Genomic DNA, 15,854 nt, shown 5'->3' on the forward strand with positions numbered 1-15,854 from the left:
AGCCATTTGTTTAGCACCATATCAGTGCAACATCGTGCACTACTGCGTTACATCCTCTTACCCCGGCCCTTCAAACTCAGCCCCTGAACGCATTCCTCACGACTGCGTCATCGCCCGAATGACGCGGGCACAGATACTGTATTTAAATACAGACTAGGCAATTAACACCCGCTTGGGGTATGGTTCTCCGGCCTTTATTTAAATTTGTCATCCTTTTTATCCGGGCCTTCAACTTCATGTTGCGAATATTTCATTCGCTACCCCGCACGCATAAAGTGTTATTGCTACCGGTTGCCACCATGGTCACCGTGCTGGGTACGCAGAAAATTATCGGCGTTTTCGGGGACACCGAAAGCGCACAAAATCAGATTCCCGTTGCGACGACGACCACCATTTCTCAGTCGATCGTCAATTCGGCCGCGTCAGATGAGCCGGCCTCTACCACATTTTCTTTCGGCGATTTGGCGAAAGATATCCCGCTGGCGCAACTCAAGCCGTTGGAAGTGATGCGCCTCGACCTCATCCCTGAAGCGCAGGCCGATGAAGGCTCTTCGGCATCGATGCCGAATCAGGCCGTCTCTCCCATCGTCAAGCCGGCAATCACGCCCGGCGTCAAACAATTGGCGAGACAGCTGCCTGCAGAAGACATCCAGTCTGCGACCGATGAAGACGATGACAGCATCGGTGGTACGTCTTATGAAGATTGGTCTTTCGACAACTCGCTGGACCCTTCCGGCGATACGGAGTTGGGCGACGAGATCGCTTCTCGCGAAACCTATGTACCGGAGTGGCAAAGTTACACCATTCAGAACGGTGATTCTTTCGCGCTGACCGCCGAGAGAACGTTGGGTCTGGCTTACAGCGATGTGATGCAGATTCTCAACACCGTACCCGACAAGAAAGTGCTGACTCGCTGGCGCGTCGGTCACAGCTTCGACTATAAACTCGATGAGCATGGTCAGCTTCTCGCCCTGCGTTTGATGAAGGATCCCCGCGAGGGCTACCTGATTCAGCGCGACGACGAAACCGCCGATTTTGCCTATTCACCGATCGAAAAGACCGGTGAATCATCTCAGCGCATGTTCAGCGGCACCGTCAATGGCTCGTTCGCGCTGTCAGCTCAGTCGACCGGCCTTTCCAATGCGGAAGTCTCCGAACTGACCAGCGTGCTGTCGAAGAAACTCGATTTTCGCCGCGATGCACGCGCCGGCGATCAGTTTCGAGTCCTGGTGGAGTCCGACATGATCGACGGACACTCCATGGATTCCAAGGTTCTGGCCGCCGAGTACGAGGGCCAGCGCATGAATCTGACGGTACTGCGTAACGACGCCGACGATCACTTCTATACCCCGGACGGCAACAGCCTCGATCCCGCTTTCGACCGCTACCCGTTCCAGGGCCACTACCGCATCAGCTCACCGTTCAACCTGCGCCGCCACCACCCGGTCACCGGACGTATCAGCCCGCACAAAGGTACCGACTTCGCGATGCGCAGCGGCACCCCCATCGATGCCCCGGCGGATGGCGTGGTCGAACGGGTGGTCAATCACCCGATCGCCGGGCGCTACGTCGTCATTCGGCACAACAACGGCTACGTGACGCGCTACCTCCACTTGAGCAAGGCCCTGGTCAAGCCGGGCGAACACGTCAAGATGGGCGAGGAGATCGCACTATCGGGCAGCACCGGACGCGTTACCGGCCCGCACCTGCACTACGAGGTAATGGTCAACAATCATCAGGTCGACGCCATGCGCGTCAAGCTGCCGGAGTCCCAGCGCCTCAGAGGCGATGCCTTGGCCGCGTTCAAGCGCCAATCGGAAAATCTGCTGGCCAAGCTGGATCAGAATGGCGACAACGAACCGGCCATCGCGCAGGTCAACGTCAAGAAGAGCAGCGATACCGACGACAACACCTGAGCCGCCTCGTCCGCCGGTTTTCGAGCCCTGCCATGGCAGGGCTTTTTCATGCCTGCCGGTCTTGTCCTCGCCGGCCAGTCGTAACAAACCGTTGATCAGATGCCCGCGCTTGTTATCAATGTGCAAGAGGGGGGTAGCACTTTCGCGCGTATCGGATCATTCTGGTACTGACTTCATCCGTCAGCGAGGTAACGCCGACACAGTCTTTACGTTCCCACGACAGTGGCACTGACGGAGTGAATCGCGCGACATCGAGCTGTCACCGCACTCTGTCAGGGTCGAGAAGCCTTGAACTCACAGGAGTGCTTTTGCCGATGGTACGAATCGACAAGAAAGCTAACAGGCTCTACGTACTGGACACCAATGTCCTGATCCACGACCCAGCAGCCCTCTACCACTTCGAAGAGCATGACGTCGTCATCCCGATGACCGTGCTCGAGGAGCTCGATAAACACAAGAATGGTATGCGCGAGATCGCGCGAACGGCACGCCAGATCAGCCGTACCCTCTCCGACCTCACTGCCCACGTTACCCCGCAAGAAATACAGCAAGGCATTCCCATTCCCCGCGTCACCGGTGACCCGGCCGGGCGGCTGCGCTTTCTCTGTTATCCGGACCTAGCCCCACTGGAGTCTTTGGAAAACTCCCCAGATAATCGCATTCTCGCCGAAACCTGCCGGCTTCGCGATGAACGCCCGGACGCCTCGGTCACGCTGGTAACCAAAGACATCAACCTGCGAGTCAAGGCGGCGGCGCTCAACGTGCCGGTCGAAGACTATCTCAACGACAAGGCGTTCGATGATCTCGACGCCATGATCGAGGGGGCGAAAGTCTACGCCGATGCCGGTCGTGACGGTCGCAGTCTGTGGGAATCGCTGGACGTCGAGGTCATGGTCGAACGGACCGATGGCCACACGTTCTATCATCTGGAGGGATGTATTCCCGAGGACTGGCACGTGGGAATGCTCGTGTCCGATAGCGACAACGGTGCGGAATTCGAAGCGATCGTACGCAGTCATGGGCCCAGCAGAGCCACCCTGCAACTGCTGGTCAACTATCGCCATCATGGCGGGGTCTGGGGCGTACATGCGCATGACAGCCGTCAGAACTTCGCCCTCAACCTGTTGATGGATCCCACCATCGACTTTCTCACCCTCGCCGGCAGCGCCGGTACCGGCAAGACCTTCATGACCCTGGCAGCGGCGCTGCAGCAGACGCTGGACGGCAAGCGGTTCGAACGTATCGTCTTCACCCGGGCGCCGATCCCGATGGGAGAGGATATCGGCTTTCTGCCGGGCACCGAGGAGGAGAAGATGTCGCCGTGGATGGGCGCGTTCCACGACAACATGGATAACCTGCTACGCGACGAGCGTGAAGGCTCGTCGAGCTGGAACGATGGCGCCACCCGACAGCTGATTGGTTCTCGCGTGCAGATCCGCTCACCCACCTTCATGCGCGGACGCACGCTCAACGATACTTTCCTGATCATCGACGAGGCACAGAACTTCACGCCCAAGCAGCTCAAGTCGCTGGTGACGCGGGCCGGGCGTAACACCAAGATCGTCTGTCTGGGAAACGTGGGGCAGATCGACACCCCCTATCTCACGGCCAACACCTGCGGCATGGCAGCGGTCGTGGAACGTTTCCGTGACTGGCCGCATGCCGGTCACATCACGCTGAAAAGCGTCGAGCGTTCAAGACTGGCGCTTGCCGCAGAAGAGCTGCTGTAGCTTTCTCCACGACCTGCCACCGGACGCAAAACGCCCTGGCCAAGCCAGGGCGTTTTCGTCGGGCCACGGGCTCCTGCTATCGATCGTCATCCTCGGACGACTTCTTGTTGTTCATGACGTCTTCGATCAACTGCTCGGATTCGCTGCGAGGCGTCTCGGCCATGATCCGTTCGGCCTCTTCCCACGCGCAGACTTCCGTGTTGCAGGATGTGCAATAGACGTGATCGTCCGGTGATTTGGCCTGAGAGACTTTCATCATGTGATTGCCGCAGTTGGGGCAACCCTTGGGCATACGAAACTCTTCGGAAAAGTCTGACACGGTATCGCTCCTTGTTGACCATTGAACGCGGCCCCTTGAATGCGGACCGTCGAACGTCTGCGTTGAGTGTAGTCGAGTTGTGGATCGCTGCGGCGTCAGTCGCGAATCGCCGCGACGCCCTCTCGTGGACGACTCTTGCTCCAGGAGGTGTTCAGCGCCGCCAGACCACGCACAGGTTGTTGGCCGGTAACTCGTGAATCGCCTCGCAGGCGAACCCGTTGTCGTTGGCCAGCGCCAAGACCGCTTCGAGATCGCGTATTCCCCAGCGAGCGTCGCGCGAGCGAAGATCCGCATCGAACACCTCGTTACTGGGCGCGGTATGCTCGCCATTACTTCGAAAAGGACCATAGACGATCAGCAAGCCGCCAGCGGGTAGCTGCCGCCCCGCCTCGGCCAACAGCGCCTCGCTCGCGCCCCAGGGCGAGATATGCAGCAGATTGATGCAGACGATGGCTGCCAGATCGGGCAATGACGGCCACTGCCCGGTGACATCCAGGCGCACCGGCGCGGCAAGATTTTCGAGCATTTCGGTATCGCGCCAGGCATCGATCGATGCCAACGCGCGCTCGCTCGGGTCCGTCGGCTGCCAGCAGAGCGGAGCCAGGTGCCGAGCGAAATAGACCGCGTGCTCACCACTGCCGCTGGCGATTTCCAGCACCCGCCCCGTCTGCGGCAACACCGATTGCAACACCTCCAGAATCGGCCGCCGGTTGCGCTGCGCGGCCGGACTGGAAAGACGACGATCCGAGCGCCCGCCCTCGAGGTTATCCATGCTGTTCATGGCAGGCTCCGTTCAAACGAGCGTCGCGGTCAGCCACGCGGCGATATCCTGCGCCTGTTCCGGACACAGGCTATGCCCCATCTCATAGGTGCGATAATTGACCGGATAGCCAAGCGACTCGACGCGCTCGGCTCCTTCGCGGCCAAGCGTTTCAGGGACCACCGGATCGGCCGAGCCATGATGAACCTCGATGGGCAGACGGCGGTTGGCGCCGGCCAGGTCGATGCTATCCGCGGTCGCGAAATAGGTCGAGAGCGCCAGCAGCCCGGCCAGGGGATGCGCACAGGAGAGCGCCGCTTCATAGGCTACCGCGCCGCCCTGGGAGAAGCCGGCGATCACGATACGACGGCTATCGATGCCGGCAGCGATCTGATCATCGATCAATGAATGGATGCGCTCGGCGGAGGCGCGCAACTGATCGACATCGACCCGACGCCCAAGATTCATCTCCAGAATGTCGTACCATGCCGACATCGTCATGCCACCGTTGACGGTCACCGGTAGCTGCGGCGCATGGGGTAGCACGAAGCGCACGGCCAACGAGTCCGGCAGCCCCAGCGCCGGTACCAGCGGCTCGAAATCGTGGCCGTCGGCGCCCAGTCCGTGAAGCAGAATGACACAGGCATCGGCTGTTCGCCCATCCGTCGGTTCAATGATCAGTTCTTGCACAGATGCCATCTTGGATTGCCCTCTTCACCGGTCAGCCCGGTATGCGTTCGAAATTTTCGTCGCCCAGTTTAACGTGTCATCCGAAAGCTTGCCTGCTGCGTAGCTAGAACCCATTAGCTGGATCAACGGCTCGACGCTTCTCATGGGACGATCTGGAACCGGTGCTATGCTGACCTCGAATCGCCCGATACGACTCAAGGACGAGCCATGATGTTCTCTCTCAACCAGGCACCTCGCGGGTACCTGGTACTGGCCCTGCTGTCACTCGACATCCTGTTGCTGACGCCGGAGCTGCCGTGGGCCGGGTTCCCGCCAACACACTGGGTCGCGCTCGAAGCGCCGCTAATCATCGGCTTACTGGCGCTGTTGCCGCCCGCGCCCTGGCGACGCTGGCTAGCGGGCCTGGTAGCGCTTTTCGCGCTGACGATCGTCTTCGGCGCGGCCGGAGACGCCTTGATGCAGACCATGCAGGGTCGCTCCCTGAACCTCTATGTCGACATCAAACTGGTTCCGATCCTGATCGAGCTGATCGTTGCCAATCTCGGCCTGCCGCTGGCGATCGGCGGATTATTGATCGTCGGCCTTGCCCTGTTCGCCCTGGGCCTCGTACTGACCGGTCTGCTACAAGGGTTCCATGCTCGCAATACGCCGCGCGGGCTCGCGCTGCTGTTGATCGTGGTGGGCGGTGTCGGCCTCGCTCGCATCGACACCCTGCAGGACGACGACGCCTCGGGATGGATGGCCAAGATCGGCCATCCTGCCGTCAGCTTCATCACGTTCGAGTGGCAGCGCGCCCTGCAGACACGCGAAGCCATGGCGACGTTCGGGCGCCGGCTTTATCAGGATGATCACGCGTATGCGAAACCCGGCGGCCAGTCGCTACCGGGACTGGCGAATACCGATGTGATTCTGGGCTTCATCGAATCCTACGGCGTAGCGGCCATCGAGCGCGCGCCGTTCAAGACCGAGATCCAGCCACGCCTCGAGGTGATACAAAACCAGCTCGCCGCTGCCGGCCTATCGGTTGTCACCGGACGCGTCACCGCTGCCACCTTGGGCGGACAGTCGTGGCTCAACCATGCCACTTTCGCCAGCGGCCTGCCCATTACGTCGCAGCTGCGCTTCGAGCTGATGATCAACAGCCCGCATTCGACCCTGATCGACGACTTCAAGGCCTCCGGTCACGATACGATCGCCATCATGCCGGGCATTACCCGGGACTGGCCGGAAGGCAGTCTCTACGGTTACGACGAAATTCATACTGCCGACAGCATGGGCTACCGGGGCCCTTCGATGGGTTGGGCCAGCATGCCGGACCAGTTCACCTGGCAACGGGTCGAGGACTACGTACGCGCGCGCCATGACGGCCCCACTTTCACCGAGCTGGCCACGCTATCGAGTCACGCCCCGTGGTCGCCGGTCATCGACATGGTCGACGACTGGTCGACGATCGCCGATGGTGAAATCTTCGATCATTGGCAAGGTGCGGGCAAAGATTACGCCTCGCTGTGGCATGACACCGAAGCGATGCGTCGAAACTACGGACCCGCCATCGACTATTCGCTACAGGCCGCCTTCGGCTTCGCCGAACGCTACCTGGGCAACCATGAGCTGGGCAACGAGGGGAGTGGCAACGAGGGGTTTGGCAAGGAGAGGCTTGGCGACGATGGATCAGGCGAAGACCGAACGACCGAACATACCTTGATGATGATCCTCGGCGATCACCAGGCCGCGCCGGCGATCATCGGCGCCAGCCCGGGCAAGGATGTTCCGCTGCATATCATCAGCGACGACCCGCAACTGCTGACAGGGTTCCTCGATCACGGTTTCCGGCCCGGCATGTTTCCACCCGGACCGGATGCGGCAATTCCCATGCAGGCGATGCGCGGCCTGCTGCATCAGATTTACGCCGACGTCACTCCTGGTGAGAAGGTGACGACTTCAGGTTCCGGCTCTTGATCAGGCTGGCAACGGTGGTGATGACCAGCGTTCCCAGGATGATCGTCATCGACAGCCAGATCGGGATTTCCGGCACCAGATGCAGTGGCTGACCGTCATTGATGAACGGCAGGCTGTTGGTATGCATCGCCTCGATGATCAGTTTGACGCCGATGAAGGCCAGGATGAACGACAGCCCCAGACTGAGGTAGACCAGGCGCGTCAGCAAGCCGCCGAGCAGGAAGTAGAGCTGCAGCAAACCCAGCAACGCGAAGGCGTTGGTGGTGAACACGATGTAGGGCTCTTTGGTCAGCCCATAGATCGCAGGGATCGAGTCCAGCGCGAACAGCACGTCGGTCATGCCCAGCGCCACCACCACCATGAACAGCGGTGTCACCAGACGCTTGCCGTTCTGGACCGTCAGCAGGCGATCGCTGTCGAATTCATCGGTTGCCGGCAGCCGTTTCTGAATCCAGCGCACGATGGCATTGGGCTCGTACTCTTCGTTTTCGTCATGACCGCCCGCCCCCTCACGCACCAGTTGGAACGCGGTATAGAGCAGGAACAACCCGAACAGGTAGAACACCCAACTGAATTGCGCGATGGCCGCCGCACCGACGGCGATGAAGAGTCCGCGCAGGATCAGCGCGATCACGATCCCGATCAGCAGCGCTTTCTGTTGATAAGCGCGCGGCACCGCAAACTTCGACATGATGATCAGGAAGACGAACAGGTTGTCAACCGAGAGGCTCTTCTCGGTGATGAAACCTGCAAAATACTCGGCGCCATGCTGTGCACCCCAGACCCACCACAGCCCGCCACCGAAAATGGCGGCCAGGGCAATGAAGAAGACCGACCACCAGGCCGCTTCCTTGAACGTGGGATCATGGGGTTTACGCACATGGGCGTAGAAATCGAAAATGAACAGCGCGGCAATGCCAGCGACAGTCGCCAGCCACACCCAGACGGGTACGTGCATAGAGAAACCTCCGGTAGACGGTGAACGTCACCGAAAGTCTCTCCCGCCGCTCTGATTGCCCATGTCTCAATTCAAGACATGACTGACAGAGCGACCGATAGTGCCGGGGCATATGGCCCGTGCTGACGACGCTATCGTCGGGGAGGATCGATCGATCCTGCCCGTGGGATACTCCCCTTCCGTGCTGGTCGCATTGTGTCTTGAAGCCCTGATGTAAGCAAGCGCGCAAGCCAGTCTCCAAGAGGGTCTGGCGTGCGTCGGTCAGCCCGCCAGCACCACGGTACGCCTGCCATGCAGGAATACCCGCTTTTCCTGATGGAAGCGAACGGCTCGGGACAGGGTCAGACACTCGATATCGCGCCCCCGCGCCACCAGGTCCTCCGGGTAATGACTGTGATCCACCGACTCGACCCCCTGAGCGATGATCGGCCCTTCGTCGAGATCGTCATTGATGTAGTGCGCGGTCGCACCGACCAGCTTGACACCCTTGTCGTAGGCCTGGTGATAGGGTTTCGCCCCCTTGAAACCGGGCAGCAGCGAATGGTGGATATTGATCGCACGCCCGGCGAAGTGGCGACATAGTTCGGGAGACAACACCTGCATGTAGCGTGCCAGGATCACCAGCTCGGCGCCGCTCTCCTCGATCACCTGGCGCACCTGTGCTTCCTGCTGCGGTTTGGTCTCGGCCGTGATCGGCAGGTGGTGGTAAGGCAGATCATGCCATCGGGCCAATGGCTCCAGGTCCGGATGATTGGAGACCACCGCGCGCACGTCGATCGAGAGTTGCCCGGTGCGATAGCGATACAGCAGGTCGTTCAGGCAGTGATCCGCCTTCGAGACCATGATCACCACCGGCAATCGATAATCCGGCGCCATCAGCTCGAACGACATGCCGAACTCGGTCGCACGCGTCTCGAAGCGATCCCGAAAGCTCGCCTCGGAGAACCCGGCGAGTTCCGGGCGAAACGCCGCGCGGATGAAGAACTGCCCGCCCTGATAATCGTCGAAGGAGTGCAACTCGGTGATGTAGCAGCTTTGCTCCTTCAGGAATCGGGTGACGACATCCACCGTCCCCAGCCGGCTGGGACACTGGGCCGCCAGCACCCATACGTCACGGGCGCCGCTCACGACATCGTCTCCGTGTCGACTACCGCGGCCCGGGATATCGTCGCCCCCAGCTCGGCGGGACGATAGTCGATGCCATACTCCTCGCCGGCATCCAGCAACCAGCGCAAACAGTAGTCGGCAAAACTACGTCGTATCACCAGCTCCCAGCGCTGCTCGTCGACACGTCGAATCACCGCCGTCGCCTTGGCGAAGACGCTCGTGACACCTCTGCCTACCGGGAAAGCCCGGGGATCGACGTCGTAGGCGGTGGACTTCATCAGGACATCGACGGCGCAGGCGCCATCGAGCTCGAGCAGCGTCTGACCGCCGCTGACATCGACGATGCTGAAATGGGCACTGCCGAGGGCTTCGCGCAGTTCACGCTGCAGCCGAAAACCCTCGCCAGCGGCGACGATCAGCAACCACTCATCAGGTGATAGCCACTGCAGGGATCCTGCCTCACCCATGACCAACCGCTGCGGCTCGGTGGGCAACGCCAGGCCGAGCACGGCCTGGACCGACGCGATCAGCACCTCGGACTCGCCGCGCAGGATCAGATGATCGAGAAATGCATTCTCGCGTAGCACGACGGAGGATTCACCGCCCGAGGCCGTGGCTGCGAACTGATGCAACGGCGACTGCGTGGTGACCGCCCGTGCGGGATGCGGGTCGAAATAGGCGAACCTGGGCATGTTGGCGTTTTCCTCAAATATTCTGACGTTGCCCTTTCGGGTCATAGAAGATCGAGCTGACCACTTCGGCCACGTGGGTCACGCCATCCGGCATCGGCAGATAGACCTTCTCGCCCAATCGCTTGTGCCCGCCCTTGACCACGGCCAGCGCGAAGCCGTGCTCCAGCGTCGGGCTGTAGTAGCTGGAGGTCACGTGGCCCACCATGCGCATCGGGATGGCCTGCCTGGGATCGAGCACGATCTGGGCGCCCTCCTCCAGCACCACGCCGGCATCCAGCGGCTTGAGGCCGACCAGCTGCTTGCGATCTTCCCGCCGAGTGTCGGACCGTGTCAGCGCCCGCTTGCCGATCCATGGGTACGGCTTGTTGTAGCCGACGCACCAGTGCATGCCGAGATCCTCCGGCGTCATCGAACCGTCGGTGTCCTGGCCCACGATGATGAAGCCCTTTTCCGCCCGCAGCACATGCATGGTCTCGGTGCCGTAGGGGGTCAGACCGTACTTCTCGCCATGGGCGAACAGCGCCTCCCATACCTGCATGGCGTAGTTGGCCTGCACGTTGACCTCGAACGACAACTCGCCGGTGAACGAGATTCGATAGACCCGTGCCGGCACGCCAGCCACCGCGCCCTCTCGCCACTCCATGAACTTGAAGCTGTCGCGGTCGAGGTCGATATCGGTCAGCTCGGCGAGCAAATTGCGGGCCTCCGGGCCGGTCAACGTCATCGTCGCCCAGTGATCGGTCACGGAGGTGAAGTAGACCTCCAGCTCCGGCCATTCGGTCTGATGCCAGATTTCCAGCCATTCGAGAATGGCCACGGCACCGCCGGTGGTGGTGGTCATCAGAAAATGGTTGTCGGCGAGACAGGTGGTGACCCCGTCGTCCATCACCATGCCGTCGTCCTTGCACATCAGGCCATAGCGCGCCTTGCCGACAGCCAGCTTCTCCCAGCCGTTGGTGTAGATACGCCCCAGGAACTCACGCGCATCCGGCCCCTGAATGTCGATCTTGCCCAGCGTCGAGGCATCGAGTACGCCGACCTTCTCGCGCACCGCCCGGCACTCGCGGACCACCGCCTCGTGCATCGATTCGAACTCGCCATTGGCGCTGTCGCGGCGTTTTTGTGGATAGTACCAGGGTCGCTTCCACTGGCCGACGTCCTCGAACATCGCCCCATGCTCGACGTGCCAGTGATGCATGGCGGTGTAACGCTCGGGATCGAACAGCGCCTGGCAATGGCGGCCGACGATGGCGCCGAAGTTGACCGGCGTATAGTTGGGCCGGAACACAGTGGTGCCGGTCTGCGGAATCGTCTGGCCCAGACAGCGCGCCGCGATCGCCATGCCGTTGATGTTGCCCAACTTGCCCTGATCGGTGCCGAAGCCCATCGCGGTGTAGCGCTTGACGTGCTCGATCGATTCGAACCCCTCCCGGGTCGCCAGCTCGATGGCCGCCGCCGTGACGTCGTTCTGCAGGTCGACGAACTGCTTGGGCGCGCGCATGGTCGGCCTGTCGTGGGGTATCTGATACAGCGCGACGGCCGCGCCTTCGCGCAGGGTATCGATGTCGGGCACCTTCCCGCTCTCGACATCGATGCCATCGCTTTCCAGCGCGCGGACGACTTGCGCCACGGCGTCCTCGAGTAACGCGCCGGTCGGGTAGAGACCGGCAGCTGCCCCCACCACGCTGAAACCATCGACCTTCGATGTCGTCTGGCCCGGAACGAAGCCCAGGATGTCGTCACGCCAGACCGGTCGGACGCCGGTATGCGCGGCAAGGTGCACCACCGGACTGTAGCCGCCGGATGTGGCGACGGTGTCGCAGCTCAGCGTCTCCACTTCGCCGCTGACGCGGAAGCCTTCGATATCGATAGCGCCAATTCGGGCGCCGTTGACCCGATGCCCCTTGCGATCGCCAGTCGCCTCGATCACCGCGCTGCCGGCCATGATCCGGATCCCGGCCGCCTTCGCCCGATCGACGAGCTCGCCATCCGGGTTGGCACGAGCGTCGGCGATCGCGATCACTTCGCCACCCGCCTCGTGCCAGTCCAGTGCGGCCCGATAGGCATGATCGTTGGTCGTGGAGAGCACCAGCCGCCGGCCGGGCCGCACGGCATAACGCCGGATATAGGTCGACAGCGCCCCGGCAACCAGATTGCCCGGCATGTCGTTGCCGGCGTAGACCAGCGGCCGCTCGTGGGCGCCGCTCGCCAACACGACATGCCGCGCCCGCACCCGGTGCAGACGCGAGCGCGGCTGGCGACGTCCGTCGACTCTGGGCGCCGTGTCACCGAGATGTTCGGTGCATCGCTCGTGCAGCGTCACGAAGTTGTGATCGAAATAACCGTTGGCCGTGGTGCGTGGCAGCAGCGTGACGTTATCCATCGCCGCCAGACGCTCGACGGCGTTCCTGGCCCACTCCGAGGCGGCCATACCGTCGATCGTCTCGCCGCTATCCAGCAGCGAACCACCAAAGGTCGGCTGTTCGTCGCAGAGAATCACCCTGACGCCACTGCCGGCCGCAACCAGCGCCGACATCAGCCCGGCGGGGCCAGACCCGATCACCAACACCTCGCAGTGCCGGTTGATGTGGTCGTAGATATCCGGGTCGCTCTCGGTCGGTGCCCGGCCCAGTCCGGCCGCCTTGCGGATATATTTCTCGTAGGTCAGCCACATCGACGCCGGCGCCTTGAAGGTCTTGTAGTAGAACCCGACCGGCATGAACGGTCCGCCCAGCTTGCCGACCAGCCCCATCATGTCGCGCTGGGCGTCCGGCCAGCCGTTGGTACTGCGAGCCGTCAGACCGTCGTAGAGCGACTGCTGCGTTGCCCGCACGTTCGGCACCTGAGCGGCTTCGCTCGCGCCCAGTTGGACGATGGCGTTGGGTTCCTCCGCGCCGGCGGCGACGACACCGCGGGGGCGCGAGTACTTGAAGCTGCGATTGACGACATCGACGCCATTGGCGAGCAGCGCCGAGGCCAGGGTGTCACCGGCAAAGCCCTGGTACGTTTGGCCGTTGAACGTGAACTGCAGCGGCTTGTCACGATCGATCTGGCTGCCGACGCCGCTATTCGATGCCAGACGGCAGGGTTGGGAAGCACTCATGACGGCACTCCCTGCATCGTCGCGGTGTCGGAGGTTTTGCGCTCGCTGTCTCGCTCGGCAAGAGTCACGGACTCCGCCGTCACACCGGGCTGCTCGCCCATGCGGTAGGTCTCCAGAATCGCGTAGCTGCGAGTATCGCGGGTGATATTGAAGAATTTGCGGCAGCCCACCGCATGCACCCACAATTCGTGGTGCACGCCGCGCGGATTGTCGCGAAAGAACAGATAGTCGCCCCAGGCATCATCGGAGCTCGCGGTCGGATCCGCCGGCCTCGCGATGTGCGCCTGCCCCTTGGGATGAAACTCCTCCTCCTCGCGATACTCGGCGCAGTAAGGGCAGTAAATATGAAACATCGCCAATCTCCTTCTTCATCCGGAATCACTAGAGCCGGATCGATATCACCAAGATGTTCTGCGCCAACGAGCCGCGCAAGGGCGAGGCGTCCGCTGATTGAGGAGCCGGAATGTACGAGTTTGTACATGAGGACTCCGAAGAAGCGGACAACGACGCCATTGCGTGGCGCAGTCCGCAGAACTCAGTGTGCTACGCCTGCGGCACCATGTTCGTCGATCAGCGCCCCGGTTCGGAACCGATCGATCGAGAACGGTGAGGCGATCGGATGTGCCTGCCCGTGCGCCAGCGTCCAGGCGAAGACATTGCCGGACCCCGGCGTCGCCTTGAAGCCACCGGTGCCCCAGCCGCAGTTGAAAAAGAGCCCCTGCACCGGCGTCTTGGAAATAATCGGGCAGGCGTCCGGCGTGGTATCGACGATCCCGCCCCACTGACGATTCATGCGCACCCGGGAGAACATCGGGAACATCTCGATGATCGCCTGCAGGGTGTGCTCGACCACCGAGAAGCTGCCACGCTGACCGTAGCCGAGGTAACCGTCGATCCCCGCGCCGATCACCAGATCGCCCTTGTCGGACTGGCTGATGTAGCCGTGAACGTGATTCGACATGGTGACGGTATTGAGCACCGGCTTGAGCGGCTCGGACACCAGCGCCTGCAACGGGTGTGATTCCACCGGCAGCTGGAAACCGGCCATCTTCGCCAGCACGCCCGAATTGCCCGCGGTGACGCAGCCTACCGTTCTGGCGCCAATGTCGCCCCGGTTGGTATGCACGCCCACGACCTTGCCGTCGACGATCTTGAAGCCCGTGACCTCGGTCTGCTGGAGCAGGTCGACGCCGCGCGCATCGGCGCCTCGGGCAAATCCCCAGGCCACCGCATCGTGCCGGGCCACCCCGCCGCGCGGCTGCCAGGAAGCACCGAGAATCGGATAGCGCGCTCGCTTGGAGGTATCGAGCGCCGGCTCGATCTCCTTGATCTGCTCCGGCGTGACCACCTCGCCATCGATGCCGTTGAGGCGATTGGCGTGAACGCGGCGCTGGATGTCCCGCATGTCCTGCAGAGTGTGACCAAGATTGAGCACGCCCCGCTGCGAGAACATCACGTTGTAGTTGAGATCCTGGGAAAGCCCCTCCCACAACTTCATCGAATGCTCGTAGAGTGCGGCCGACTCATCCCACAGATAGTTCGAGCGCACGATGGTGGTGTTGCGTGCCGTGTTGCCGCCGCCAAGCCAGCCTTTCTCGATCACCGCCACATTGGTGATTCCGTGCTGCTTGGCCAGGTAATAGGCAGTTGCCAGTCCATGGCCGCCACCGCCGACGATGATCACGTCGTACTCTTTCTTCGGGGTCGGATTGCGCCAATGACGCTGCCAGTTCTCGTGATGACTTAGCGCGTGTTTGACCAGACTGAAACCGGAATAGCGTTGCATGAGCCCCTCTCTACGCCACGGCGGACGGCGGCATCGATCAACGATCGATGATTTTCCGCGATGGTATCGTCCACCCCGGGGGGCATGATGTTCTGCGACGTCACGCTCAAGCGTGTTTGCGACATGACGATGCGATTTGCGACAGAGGCGATCAGTGCAGAGATTCATGGTGACAACGAAAAACGCCGCTCAGGTCGAGCGGCGTCAGTGATTTCGCAACTCGATGATCACCCCATCGCTGCCACCGGCTTGCGGCGATGACACGTTTCGGCGTGGTCGTTGACCATGCCGACGGCTTCCATCCAGGCGTAGACGATGACCGGGCCGACGAACTTGAAGCCGCGCTTCTTGAGCGCCTTGGAAATTTCCAGGGATAGCGGGGTCTGGGTGGGGACCGGCCCATCGCGCTCGACGTCTCGCTGGATCGGCCGGCCGCCGACCATGCCCCACAGGAATTCGGAGAAATCTTCGCCGTTGTCTCGCATGGCGAGGTATGCCTGGGCGTTGCCGATCGTCGCCTCGATCTTGGATCGCGAGCGGATGATGCCGGCATTGCCCATCAAACGCTCGATGTCGTGCTCGTCGTACCGGGCGATCCGCTCGGGATCGAACTCCTCGAAGGCGTCGCGGAAGGCGTCGCGCTTCTTGAGAATGGTGAGCCAGGAAAGCCCTGCCTGAAAGCCATCCAGGATCAGCTTTTCCCACAGCGCGCGGCTATCGTATTCCGGAACGCCCCACTCCTCGTCGTGATACTCGGCATTCAGCGGGTGGGTCTGAGCCCAGGCACAGCGCGGCAGGTCAGATATCGGGTCACTCATCATCGGCTCTCGTGGA

Annotated in this window: 13 protein-coding genes; 3 read left to right on the top strand and 10 right to left on the bottom strand. The window is 61.8% G+C overall.

Annotation, left to right across the window (positions count from 1 at the left end):
• Window positions 1-461 precede the first annotated feature (461 nt).
• Together BTW07_RS11825 and BTW07_RS11830 are read left to right on the top strand one after the other, a co-directional pair.
• Window positions 462-1,916, top strand: a complete 1,455-nt coding sequence (locus BTW07_RS11825; protein WP_341864699.1) for a peptidoglycan DD-metalloendopeptidase family protein — start codon at window positions 462-464, stop codon at window positions 1,914-1,916.
• A 314-nt stretch (window positions 1,917-2,230) separates the two neighbouring features.
• The gene (locus BTW07_RS11830; RefSeq protein ID WP_075570372.1) at window positions 2,231-3,646 is read left to right on the top strand and encodes a PhoH family protein; all 1,416 of its coding nucleotides are present in this window, start codon (window positions 2,231-2,233) and stop codon (window positions 3,644-3,646) included.
• Between the two features lie 76 nt (window positions 3,647-3,722).
• Here BTW07_RS11830 and BTW07_RS11835 read toward each other — a convergent pair whose 3' ends face one another.
• The 3 genes from BTW07_RS11835 to BTW07_RS11845 form a co-directional block, all read right to left on the bottom strand.
• Complete coding sequence (locus BTW07_RS11835; RefSeq protein ID WP_075570373.1) at window positions 3,723-3,965, bottom strand: hypothetical protein; 243 nt, start codon at window positions 3,963-3,965, stop codon at window positions 3,723-3,725.
• Between the two features lie 151 nt (window positions 3,966-4,116).
• Window positions 4,117-4,746, bottom strand: a complete 630-nt coding sequence (locus BTW07_RS11840) for a DUF938 domain-containing protein (protein ID WP_075570374.1) — start codon at window positions 4,744-4,746, stop codon at window positions 4,117-4,119.
• 12 nt (window positions 4,747-4,758) lie between these two features.
• A complete protein-coding gene (locus BTW07_RS11845; RefSeq protein WP_075570375.1) occupies window positions 4,759-5,424 on the bottom strand; it encodes an alpha/beta hydrolase in 666 nt (221 codons plus the stop codon).
• A gap of 198 nt (window positions 5,425-5,622) precedes the next feature.
• Here BTW07_RS11845 and BTW07_RS11850 point away from each other — a divergent pair, with 198 nt between their 5' ends.
• On the top strand, window positions 5,623-7,374 hold the full coding sequence (locus BTW07_RS11850; protein ID WP_075570376.1) for an LTA synthase family protein: 1,752 nt from the start codon (window positions 5,623-5,625) through the stop codon (window positions 7,372-7,374).
• On the opposite strand, the gene BTW07_RS11855 is transcribed toward BTW07_RS11850, so the two are convergent.
• The 7 genes from BTW07_RS11855 to BTW07_RS11885 form a co-directional block, all read right to left on the bottom strand.
• A complete protein-coding gene (locus BTW07_RS11855; protein WP_075570377.1) occupies window positions 7,331-8,332 on the bottom strand; it encodes a TerC family protein in 1,002 nt (333 codons plus the stop codon). The genes BTW07_RS11850 and BTW07_RS11855 overlap by 44 nt on opposite strands.
• 261 nt (window positions 8,333-8,593) lie before the next feature.
• Entirely contained in the window at window positions 8,594-9,460 is an 867-nt protein-coding gene (gene purU, locus BTW07_RS11860; RefSeq protein ID WP_075570378.1) for a formyltetrahydrofolate deformylase, read from the bottom strand.
• On the bottom strand, window positions 9,457-10,131 hold the full coding sequence (locus BTW07_RS11865) for a sarcosine oxidase subunit gamma (RefSeq protein WP_075570379.1): 675 nt from the start codon (window positions 10,129-10,131) through the stop codon (window positions 9,457-9,459). The genes purU and BTW07_RS11865 overlap by 4 nt, the downstream gene beginning before the upstream one ends.
• 13 nt (window positions 10,132-10,144) lie before the next feature.
• Window positions 10,145-13,234 carry a sarcosine oxidase subunit alpha family protein gene (locus BTW07_RS11870; RefSeq protein WP_075570380.1) on the bottom strand — a complete coding sequence of 1,030 codons (3,090 nt, stop codon included), beginning with the start codon at window positions 13,232-13,234 and terminating at the stop codon, window positions 10,145-10,147.
• Window positions 13,231-13,587: a sarcosine oxidase subunit delta gene (locus BTW07_RS11875; protein ID WP_075570381.1), complete on the bottom strand. Its 357-nt coding sequence runs from the start codon at window positions 13,585-13,587 to the stop codon at window positions 13,231-13,233. Before BTW07_RS11875 ends, BTW07_RS11870 begins: the two co-directional genes overlap by 4 nt.
• 182 nt (window positions 13,588-13,769) lie before the next feature.
• The gene (locus BTW07_RS11880; RefSeq protein WP_075570382.1) at window positions 13,770-15,020 is read right to left on the bottom strand and encodes a sarcosine oxidase subunit beta family protein; all 1,251 of its coding nucleotides are present in this window, start codon (window positions 15,018-15,020) and stop codon (window positions 13,770-13,772) included.
• Between the two features lie 227 nt (window positions 15,021-15,247).
• Window positions 15,248-15,838 (bottom strand): DNA-3-methyladenine glycosylase I, encoded by a 591-nt coding sequence (locus BTW07_RS11885; protein WP_075570485.1) that lies wholly within the window; start codon window positions 15,836-15,838, stop codon window positions 15,248-15,250.
• Between the last annotated feature and the right edge of the window lie 16 nt (window positions 15,839-15,854).

Source organism: Salinicola socius, from assembly GCF_001937195.1.
In the GTDB taxonomy this organism is placed as follows: Bacteria; Pseudomonadota; Gammaproteobacteria; order Pseudomonadales; family Halomonadaceae; genus Salinicola; species Salinicola socius.